This window comes from Kitasatospora sp. NPDC005856, assembly GCF_040629945.1.
In the GTDB taxonomy this organism is placed as follows: Bacteria; Actinomycetota; Actinomycetes; order Streptomycetales; family Streptomycetaceae; genus Kitasatospora.
In genome coordinates this window covers 120,792-131,294 of the sequence record NZ_JBEXWT010000017.1, presented here as the reverse complement: position 1 = coordinate 131,294, position 10,503 = coordinate 120,792, and the positions used below count along the sequence as shown (strand labels likewise).

Annotated in this window: 7 protein-coding genes; 3 read left to right on the top strand and 4 right to left on the bottom strand. The window is 71.4% G+C overall.

Annotated elements, in window-relative coordinates:
* The 3 genes from ABZ449_RS13735 to ABZ449_RS13725 form a co-directional block, all read left to right on the top strand.
* Positions 1-5,026, top strand: a 5,026-nt coding sequence (locus tag ABZ449_RS13735) for an RHS repeat-associated core domain-containing protein (RefSeq protein WP_360345058.1), incomplete at its 5' end; no start/stop codon positions are given.
* 4 nt (positions 5,027-5,030) lie between these two features.
* A complete protein-coding gene (locus ABZ449_RS13730; RefSeq protein ID WP_360345056.1) occupies positions 5,031-5,807 on the top strand; it encodes a hypothetical protein in 777 nt (258 codons plus the stop codon).
* A gap of 126 nt (positions 5,808-5,933) precedes the next feature.
* Complete coding sequence (locus tag ABZ449_RS13725) at positions 5,934-6,527, top strand: DUF4291 domain-containing protein (RefSeq protein WP_360345054.1); 594 nt, start codon at positions 5,934-5,936, stop codon at positions 6,525-6,527.
* Positions 6,528-7,040: 513 nt separating this feature from the next.
* On the opposite strand, the gene ABZ449_RS13720 is transcribed toward ABZ449_RS13725, so the two are convergent.
* Genes ABZ449_RS13720 through ABZ449_RS13705 form a run of 4 tightly spaced genes read right to left on the bottom strand, consistent with a single transcriptional unit; the run spans position 7,041 to position 10,498 of the window.
* A complete protein-coding gene (locus ABZ449_RS13720; protein ID WP_360345052.1) occupies positions 7,041-7,691 on the bottom strand; it encodes a VWA domain-containing protein in 651 nt (216 codons plus the stop codon).
* Positions 7,692-7,707: 16 nt separating this feature from the next.
* Positions 7,708-8,868, bottom strand: a complete 1,161-nt coding sequence (locus ABZ449_RS13715) for a hypothetical protein (protein ID WP_360345050.1) — start codon at positions 8,866-8,868, stop codon at positions 7,708-7,710.
* On the bottom strand, positions 8,865-10,085 hold the full coding sequence (locus ABZ449_RS13710) for a protein phosphatase 2C domain-containing protein (RefSeq protein ID WP_360345048.1): 1,221 nt from the start codon (positions 10,083-10,085) through the stop codon (positions 8,865-8,867). Before ABZ449_RS13710 ends, ABZ449_RS13715 begins: the two co-directional genes overlap by 4 nt.
* Positions 10,082-10,498 carry a hypothetical protein gene (locus ABZ449_RS13705; RefSeq protein ID WP_360345046.1) on the bottom strand — a complete coding sequence of 139 codons (417 nt, stop codon included), beginning with the start codon at positions 10,496-10,498 and terminating at the stop codon, positions 10,082-10,084. Before ABZ449_RS13705 ends, ABZ449_RS13710 begins: the two co-directional genes overlap by 4 nt.
* Between the last annotated feature and the right edge of the window lie 5 nt (positions 10,499-10,503).

The window sequence follows — 10,503 nt, the reverse complement described above, 5'->3', positions numbered from 1 at the left end:
CGAGTACGGCCAGCAGCAGGGCGACCTCCACTCGGCCACCGTCAAGCCGATGGGCCGGGTCGACTTCGGCACCGCCGAGCGCTGCCTGGAGACCAACGCGGCGCTCTGTGACCCGGCGAAGATCGACACCAACCGGCAGTACTGGTACGACACCCCGTGGGACCAGAACTGCAAGGACGGCACCGACTGCACCGGCCAGAGCTCGCCGACCTACTTCACGCGGACGCGCCTGACCTCCGTCACCGCCAAGACGCTCCAGGCCGACGGGAACTACGCCACCGTCGACACGTGGACCCTGAACCACAAGTGGGGCACCGCCGACTTCGACTACCAGCTGCTGCTGGACTCCATCCAGCACACCGGTTCCTCCGCCGCCCCGGCGATCGCCCTGCCCAAGACCGGCTTCGCCTACAAGCAGATGGCCAACCGGCTCGACAAGGTCGGCGACGGCCGCATGCCGTTCATCAAGCAGCGCCTGGGCACCGTCACCGACGAGCTCGGCGGCCAGATCGACGTCAACTACTCGGCCGCGGCCTGTGACTGGAACGCCCTGCCCACCCCGCAGAGCAACACCACCCGCTGCTTCCCGCAGATGTACCAGCCGTCCAACGACGTGCCGGTGACCACCGAGTGGTTCAACAAGTACGTCGTCAACACGGTCATCGCCACCGACCGCACCGGCGGGGCGCCCGACATGGTCACCCGCTACACCTACCTCGGCGACGCCGCCTGGCACTTCGACGACGAGGACGGGCTGACCCCGGCCAAGCTCAAGACCTGGTCCCAGTGGCGCGGCTACGCCCACGCCCGGGTGGAGACCGGTGGCGTCACCGGCACGACCACCCAGGCCGACCACTGGTTCCTGCGCGGCATGGACCAGGACCGCGACAACCCCGCCGACAAGAACGGCAAGCGCAGCGTCACCGTCGACGACGGCCAGGGCACCGTCCTGACCGACGACCAGGCCTGGGCCGGCTACGAGTACCGCAGCGAGCAGTACGACAAGCCCGGCGGCGTCATCCTCTCCAAGTCCGTCAGCACCCCCTGGAAGAAGGAGACCGCCAAGCGCTCCAACGACTGGGGCACCACCACCGCCAACCTCACCGGCACCCAGGCGAGCCGGTCCTTCACCTCGCTCGACAAGGGCGCGGGCGCCGCCTGGCGCGAGACCCGCACCGCGACCACGTTCGACGACTACGGCCGGACGACGCAGAGCGAGGACCTGGGCGACGCCGCGGTGGGCGCCGACGACACCTGCACCCGCACGACGTACGCCGACAACGCCGCGGCCTGGATCCTGACCGGCACCATCCAGGTCGAGATGGTCGCCGCCAACTGCTCGGCGGCCGTGAACCGCGACACCCAGGCCGACGGGACCTCCGCGGTCCTGTCGGACATCCGCACCCGCTACGACGGCCAGGCCTACGGCGCCGCCCCCGTCAAGGGCGACGCCACCACCGTGCACACCCTGAAGTCCCGTTCCGGCAACCGGGCCACCTACCTCGACGGGACGACCCACTACGACGCCTACGGCCGTGCCGACAGCACCACCAAGCTGGCGTCCACCACGGTGTTCGACACCACGGGCGCCACGGCACCCGTGACCACCGCCAGCCCGCTGGCGCAGACCACCACCACCGGCTTCGCCCCGGCGAACGGCCGGCCGACCAAGGTCACCACGACCGGACCGCCGGTGGTCGCGGGCAACGCCGCCACCGCCATGGTCTCCGTCGCCGACCTCGACCTGCTGCGCGGCCAGACCGTCGACACCGTCGACGCCAACAACCGCCGCACCGACAGCCTGTACGACGCGCTCGGCCGGACGCTCAAGGTCTGGTTGCCGAACCGCTCCAAGGCGACCGGCCAGACCCCGAACCACGAGTTCGGCTACACCGACAACGACGGCCAGATCCGCGTCGTGTCGACGAAGGCGCTCAACGCGGACGGCTCCCAGGCCACCGCGTACACCCTGTACGACGGCTTCGGCCGGGCCCGGCAGACCCAGTCCCCCGGGGACAACGGCGGCCGGGTCCTGACCGACACCTTCTACGACGAGCAGGGCCAGGCCTCGCTCGCCTACGCCGGTTACTACGCGACCGGCGCGGCCTCCGGCACCCTGTTCAAGGTCGAGGACACCACCGGTGTCGAGACCCAGACCGCCAGCACCTTCGACGGCCTCGGCCGCGTCGTCAAGTCGACCACCCTGGCCGGCAACGGCGTCGGGACCCCGATCGCCACCACGCTCACCGAGTACGGCGGCGACCGGGTCACCGTCACCCCGCCCAGCGGCGGCACCCCGGCGACGACCGTCACCGACGCCCGTGGCCGGACCAGCGAGATCCGCCAGTACCGCGGGGGCTCCGCCGGCGGCGCCTACGACAGCATCCGCTACGGCTACGACCCGGCGGGGCACACCACCCAGCTGACGGACCAGTACGGGACGCAGTGGAGCTGGACGTACGACCAGCAGGGCCGCCAGGTCAAGACCGTCGACCCCGACTCCGGCACGTCGGTCAAGACCTACGACGACCGCGGCCGGCTGGCCACCAGCCGGGACGGCAACAACCAGACCCTGGCGTACGTCTACGACAACCTCGACCGGCAGACCGAGCTGCACTCCGGCACCGTGTCGGGCCCGCTGCTCACCTCGCAGACCTGGGACCCGTCCGGCAACAAGGGCCTGATCTCCTCGGCGACCCGGTACACGAGCGTCGGCGGCACCACCTACCCGTACACGACCACCTGGTCGCTGTACGACGCCCTGGGCCGCCCGACCCGCAGCACGCTCAGCGTGCCGTCCGTCCCCGGCCAGGAGGCCCTCGCCGGCAACTACGTCAGCGGCACCATCTACCGGCTCGACGGCAAGCAGCAGAGCATCAGCTACCCGGCGGCCGGCAACCTCGCCGCCGAGTCGGTGGCGTTCGGCTACGACGACCTCACCCGGATGACCACGGCCCAGGGTCTGAGCAGCTACCTCACGGGCCAGACCTACAGCCTGACCAGCAAGCCGCTGCAGAGCACGCTGTCCGACGGGACGGCGAACAAGCAGCTCTACATCACCAACGCCTACGAGTGGGGCACCCAGCGGCTGGCCTCCAGCCGCACCGACCAGTACGGCCAGGCGAACCCGCTGCGCGCGGCGGCCTACACCTACGACCAGGTCGGCAACGTCACCTCGATCACCGACACCTCGCGCTCCGGAACCGACCGGCAGTGCTTCCGGTACGACTACCTGGCCCGGCTCACCGAGGCGTTCACCCCGAGCGGCACCAGCTGCCCGGCCACGCCCGACGCCAAGGCGCTCGGCGGCCCGGCCCCGTACTGGACGAGCTGGCAGTTCAACCCCGACAGCACCCGGGACACCCAGACCCGGCACGACATCACCGGAGACCCCGCCAAGGACGTCACCACCAAGTACAACTACCCCGGCCCGACAGCCGCCCAGCCGCACACGCTGAAGAGCACCAGCGGCACCGGCGTCCTCGCCGAGACCGCCGGCTACGACCCGGCGGGCAACACCATCGCCCGCCACCGGGACCTCGCCGCGGGCGCCACCAGCGACCAGGCACTGACCTGGGACGCCGAGGGCAAGCTCGGCAAGGTCGTCGACACCGTCAAGAACGGGCCCGTCACCAGCACCCGGACGACGGATTACCTCTACGACCCCAGCGGCAGCCGGCTGACCGCGCACGTCCTGGACAGCGCCAACCCGGGCGCCGAGAGCTGGACGCTCTACCTCGGCACCACCGAGCTGACCCTGACCAAGGGCGCGGCCAAGCCCGTCGCCACCCGGTACTACTCGCTGGGCCAGGCCTCGGCGGTACGGACGGACGACAACAAGGTCGCCTTCCAGGTCGCCGACCATCACTCCACCGCCGAGCTGAACGTCGACGCGGCCACCGGCACCGTCGCCCAGAAGCGGACCACGCCGTACGGCGAGCAGCGCGGCGCGGCGCCGGCCACCTGGTCGGGCAGCCACGGCTTCCTGGGCGGTGTCACCGGGCCCACCGGGATGGTCCACCTCGGTGCGCGCGACTACGACCCGTCCCTGGGCCGGTTCCTCAGCATCGACCCGGTGTTCGATCCGACCAGCCCCAAGGAGCTGAACGGGTACGCCTACTCCGGCGGCAACCCGACCAGCACCAGCGACCCCGACGGCCGCAAGATGTGCGCCGACGACTGCTCCGGCAACGACATGGCGCTGCACGGCTGGGTCGGCATGAACGGCGTCTTCCACGAGCCGACCATGGGCGACCAGTGCGTCACCCACTGCACCGACGACGGTGACGACGACGAGGCCCCCAGCACCCGTGGCGGCGACGACTCGCCGTCCCCGGCCAAGACCACCTCGGGCAGCGCGGAGAACCGCAAGAAGTGGCACGAGGCCCGGGTGGCCTGGCTGATGCAGCCCGACAACCCGATCATCGGCGAGTACCTGGAGAAGATCCGCGAGATCAACAAGAAGTACTGCCACCGCTCGGCCCGCGACGGCTGCGCCTTCGCCAACCTGGCGCAGGACATCCAGGAGAGGAACTACGTCGAGGACATCGCCGGCCGGATCGACGAGTCCGAAACCCCCTTCGACGAGAACCGGTTCAAGACCCTGACCAAGAAGGGGAGCAACCTCACCACCTGGTCGCTCAGCAACAGCGAGTACGCGATAGCCTTCCAGCTGGCCCAGGGCGGCTCCCACGTCAAGGCGACGCTGGACGACGGCGGAAAGTCCGGAAAGGGCTTCGACGCCTGGGTCGACGGGGTGCCGTCCGAGTTCAAGGAGACCAAGCCCGGACCGAACGCCGTCCACGACAACATGAGGAAGTCCAACGGGAAGGGTGCGGTGCGTACCTACATCCGCATGCCGGACGGCTACGACGCCAAGACGGCCATGGCGAGCCTGGACGACTACCTGCGCAGGCGGAGTTCGGACTTCCAGGAGTACCACATCTGGGCGGCCGGAGACCCGGGCGGCTGGAACATCAGCGGCAAGATCGGTGGCGACTACAAGTGCAAGGGCCACGGGTGCTGAGGTCATGTCGACCGATGCCGCCATCCTGGTGAGACGACCGTCCGGTCCCGCTCTCACCGCCCGGGAGATCTCCGACGTCCTCACGCTGACCACCGATCCGCTCACGGATCCGTGGCACCACCTCGTGGGCGCGGACGGATCGAAGTTCCGACTCCGGCTGAGCACCGAGCCCGGTGACCTTTCCGGGCCCGCGCCCGACGGGTCATCGGGTGGTGGCGAGCGTGACTACGACTGCTTCCTCCACGTGTCCATCTACTGGACGACCGAGGACACCGACGACAGCATCGGGTCGCTGCGGGCGTTCTGCCGGTCCCTCGTCGCGCGGCTGCACGCCGTGTGGCCGGAGGCGGAGTCGGTGTCCGAGGTCGATGACGCCTACGGCTACCGGGTTCTCCCGGAGCCGGCCGAGGGCGTGGTCGACCTGCGGCTGGGGAGCGAGGCTCCGCCTGCGGAGCCCGGCTTCTCCCTGGTCGAGGCCGCCAACCGGGCCGCCTCGGGCACCGGACTCGTCTTCACCGAGGACGAGCCCGGGCGGCACGTCGTCCCGTCGCAGGACGCGGGCGACTCGGTGACCTACACCGTGTCGGCCCGGGCGGAGGAACTCCCCTTCGCCGCCGGGGCGCGCTCCGGCGCCGCCCCGGTCGACGCCCGGCAGCTGGACGGGTTCACCGAGCGCCTGCTCGCCGAACTCGCCCGGCACACCACCGGCGCCGACCTGGCCTGCTGGGTGAACGGCCGGCTCTACCGCTACGAGGTGGAGCTGACGCCGCCGCTCGACTGACCGGACGGCACACACACGACAGGGCCCCGACCGCACCCGCGGTCGGGGTCCTGCTCGTACTCCGCCCCGGTGCCGGCCCGGGAAATCCGCTGGCGCGACGCGCGCCGAAGATCGACCCTGGTCAGCGTGCAAGAACCCAAGTTCGAGATCCGCGCCCTCCACACCGCCTCCACGGTGACCGTCTACCAGGCCTACGCCCCGGAGATCGGCCTGCCCGCCGCACGGGACGGCCGCTTCCCGGCGGCGTGGAAGAGGGACCGGATGACGTGGATCAAACCGTCGTTCCTCTGGATGATGTACCGCTGCGGATGGGCGGGCAAGGAGGGCCAGGAGACCGTCCTCGCGATCGAGATCACCCGCGAGGGCTTCGAATGGGCGCTGCGGAACAGCTGCCTGTCCCACTACGTTCGCGGGCTGCACCCCGACCAGGCCACTTGGAAGCGGGAGTTGAAGCATTCCCCGGCCCGCGTCCAGTGGGACCCGGAACGCGGTCTGCACCTCCAACCGCTGCCCCACCGGTCGCTGCAGCTCGGCCTCGCCGGAGAGGCCACCAGGCGCTACGCGGACGAATGGATCGTCTCCATCGCCGACGTCACCGAACTCGCGCACACGATCCACGCCCACGTCCGGAACGGAGAGCTGGACGCCGCCCGGCAGCTCCTCCCCGCCGAACGCCCCTACCCGTCGGGCGACACGCTCCTCACCCACCTGGGCGCCTGAGCCGGCGCTCCGTGCGGTGGAGTCCGCCGGAGGGGCGACTGCGGCCCAGGTCGGGATCGAGCTCCCGGCCTGGGCCGCGGTGTGCGTTCCGGCTGTTGACGGACCGCCGGCCGCCTGCGCGGCGCGGTCCCCGGCGACTCCGCCGGTGTCGCGGCTACGGAGCGGCGTTCTTCGTCGCGGGAGTCCTGGTCCGGGTTGGCCCTTGCCCCGGACGACGCTCCGGGGAGGGAGACGGGGTGGTGGGGGTGGCCGTGGGTTCGGGCAGTTGGGTGGGTGAGGCCGAGCAGCTCGGCGACGGCGCCACGGTGGGAGATGGGAGGTCAGGGGGCGGTTGAACCGGCGCCGGCGTCGCCGGGTGCGCGCCGCCTCCGCCCTTGTCCGTCGAGGGGCCGAGGAGATCGCCCGCCACCGAGACCACGCCGCCGCAGGCGAGCAGCACCGCGGCCAGCACGGACAGCCCGACGGAGGCGCGTGGCGCCCGGGGCGCCGGGGTGCGCAGGTTGGTGTCCATGCTCAGTCCACGTATTCCTGGGCGACCTGGACGTACTCGAAGCCCTTGACGTCGGTGGCGATCTGCATCTGGCCGGTCTGCGAGGAGGCGATCAGGCTGTTGAGCAGGCCGGTGATCGCCCCGCTGAGCGCCGACTCGGTGTCCGAACCGTCGGCGATGAACAGCGCCTTGGTCGCCACCTCCTTCAGCACGTCGCGCCTGGCGCCGCCGAAGCCGTAGGCGATGACGTGCGGGTGGCGCGGCCAGTTCCGGTCCACGAGCGCACGGAAGGAGTCCCGCCACCTCACGTCGGTCGGAGCGCCGTCGGTGAGGAAGAAGATCGCCGGCCGAAGCACGCTGTACTGCTGCGCCCGCAGGGTGCTGACGTCCTGTTCGATGCTCTGCCGCAGCTGGTCGAAGGCCTTGCCGTACGCGGTGCCCCCGCCGCAGATCACTTCGGGCATGCTCGGGACCTGCTCCATGTCGGACATGGGGATCACCACGTGCACGTCGGTGGAGAAGGCGACCACGCTGACCCTGGCGAACTCCGAGACGCGCGGGTTCGTCGCCAGGTTGTAGTGCAGACGCGAGAGGGTCGCGTTGAGCACGGCCTCGTGCGGCTTCATCGACGAGGAGGCGTCGATCACCACGTAGGTGGGCAGGCAGAGTGACATGGTGTGCACCTCTGAGCTAGTGGTTGGAGGTGATGACGATGACCAGGACCACGACGAGGACGAGGGCGAGCACCCAGGTCCACTGGGTGGACGAGCCGGTCTTGGGCTTCTGCTTCTCTTCGACCGCGCCGATGCGGTCGGCGGCGGTGACGGTGACGTCGGGGGACTTCGGGACCGGTTGCGGCGCCGGCTGAGGCGACGTCACCGTCGGCTGCACCAGGGATGATTGGGGCATCGGCAGGCGGGTCGGACGCGGAACGGCCCTGAGGTAGGGCCCGTTGTTCAGCGCCTGGTTCAACTGGGCAGCGGCGGGCCGGCGCTCCCGGTCGGCCGCGAGCAGCATGTCCAGCAGGACCTCGGAGACGGCGGGCTGGTTCAGCCACGCGGACGCGGCGACGCCGTGGTAGGTGCTCGCGTCGCGCCGGCCGGTCAGGCACTTGGCGACGAGCAGGGCGAGCCGGTAGCGGTCGGTGTACTGGTCCGCGTCGGCGCCCGGCGGTGTGAGCGGGTCGGCCCAGTTCGGCTGGTGGATGTCGGGCATCTTCTTCGGCTGGCAGCCGTCGACGTCGATCAGGTAGACGGAACGCCCCTCCGGACTCCAGAAGGCGTTGGAGAACGACCAGTCCGAGTAGACCAGGCCGAGGCCCTCCAGGATCGCGGCGAGCTCCGTCAGTCGGCGGCAGGCCGTCAGCCGGCCCGAGAAGCCGGGGCACGGCAGGCCCACGCCCCGGATCGACTCGTCGGACTTCGCCAGCCAGTCGATCTCCAGGAACCGGCGCTCGCTGAACTTTCCGCGCCTCAGCTCGGACCGGTACTGCTCGGGCGCCATCGGGATCACGCACCCGACGGCCGGGTTGCCGGGCTCGTGGATCCGGGCCGCGGGCCAGCACGTCCCGGCGTACAGGGCCGCCCGTTCCGCGGCCGGCAGCGTGTCCGGAGCCGAGATCAGCAGGTCGATCCTGCGGCCGTCCTCCTGGCGCAGGCCGGGCCGGTAGAGCTTGGCGAGCCAGCCCGGGTGGCTCGTCAGCGGCCGTACGGCGATGGCCTGGCCGTTGTGTTCGGAGATCGGGTCGGCGAGCGGCCCGATGTCGGCGAGGGCCACGGTCCTCGGCAACGCCCAGCCCCGGGGGTCCACCGCCGGGGCGCCGTCGCGCGCGACGGGATCGGAGTCGGTCATTTCCCCCTGCCGTTCCACACCACGACGGCGGTGCGGTCGTCGAGGCACTGCGGTGCGTCGTACCCGACGTCGGCGGTGAACCGGGTGGCCGGGACGGGCGCGCGCCAGGCGTTGGCGAAGTACTCGTTGACGTTGCCCGTCGGGTCCGCCCAGGCGTCGCCGATCCCGTCCGTGACCAGCGCGAGGGCGGCACCGGCCGCCAGGGTGACGTACTGGTCCACGGCCAGGTGCGGTGTGTCCGGCAGTCGGCCGACGACCTCGTTCGAGACCACCGCGGCCGCGCGGTCCTTGGCTTCGCCGGCGGAGAACTGCCACCGTGGGACGCGCGGGTCGAGCGTCCAGGCCGAACTGTCACCGAGCCACCCGACCCATGCTCGCGCCACGCCGTTGGCGTCCGGCTCGGCGATCACCGCGGTGATCAGCACGGTGGCCAGGTGCGAGGTGCCGACCTTGCGTTCGGCCGCGTGGGCGGCGATCGATTCCGCGATCCTCCTGTACAGCGCCTTGACGTCGATCCGGTCGAAGCCGACCGTCTCGATCTGCTCGCGCAGAAGGGTGACGGCCTGGCTGGAGGCCGCGGTGGCCCCGACGTCGGACCAGGCCGCGCTGGACAGGCCGTCGGCCACGGCCACGATCGCGTACCGGCTGTCCGTGCTCCGCCCGATCCGGTAGGAGTCCTGTCGCGGCTCGGCGGGCTGTCCGCAACGGTGGCCGGGCCCGACGACGGAGGCCGCGCGGATGGTGAGGGCACCGACGGTGGCTTCGTCGGCGGCGATCCCGTTCTGCACCGTGCGGTCCGGCAGCAGCCAGGGGTAGCCCTGGGCCCGCGCGCCCTCGCCGAAGCGGGGCACGCTCAGGTCGGTCGGCCTCTCGCGCAGGAACGGCCGGGGCCTGCCGGGCTGGGCCGTCGGCACCGCCGGTGCCGCGACGAAGCGGCAGACCGGGGCCGTCGCATGCGGCCGGGGCTCCCGTTCGGGCCTGGGCTCCCGTGCGGCCCGGTCCCGCTGCCGGGCGGGCGTCGCGGCGGCCTCGGCCCCCAGCGCGGCCGCCGCGCCGACCACACCCACCGCGGCGAGGGCGAACGCGTCCACCAGCCAGCCGTAGTGCCGGTGCGGCGTGCCGACCTCGGCGAAGGCCCCGATGACGACGGCCGCGACCAGCCCCGCCCGCACCCAACCGTCCGTCAGGCCGTCCCGCCGGCCCTCACCCGCGCTCACGACCGTTCCTCACGATCGCGGGACCTCGGACCGGAGTCGAAGTGCTGGTCACCGTGCTGCACCGCGAACACCTCACCGGAGCCGGTGGCGGAGTTGACCTGGACCATGACGTCCGGCCGTTGCGCGGTCCGCAGCGTCACCAGGGCCATGACGTCCTGGGCGAGGGCCGGATCCTGGTCGAGCAACTGGAACAGGGCCTCGGTCCAGAAGTCCACGGCCCGGGGGTCGACCGCTCCCCTCGTGGCCGTCGACCCCCACTCCAGCGCGACGGACAGTTCCCTGCGGCGGCTGCCGTGGGCCCGGGCGATGAGGCCGCTCATCAGTCGTTTAGCCTCGTTCCACACGTCGGTGCCCATCGCGGACACCAGAGCCGTGGCTCCGCTCGCGGCCAGCTCGGCGAGTTCCTGGTTCATCGGCG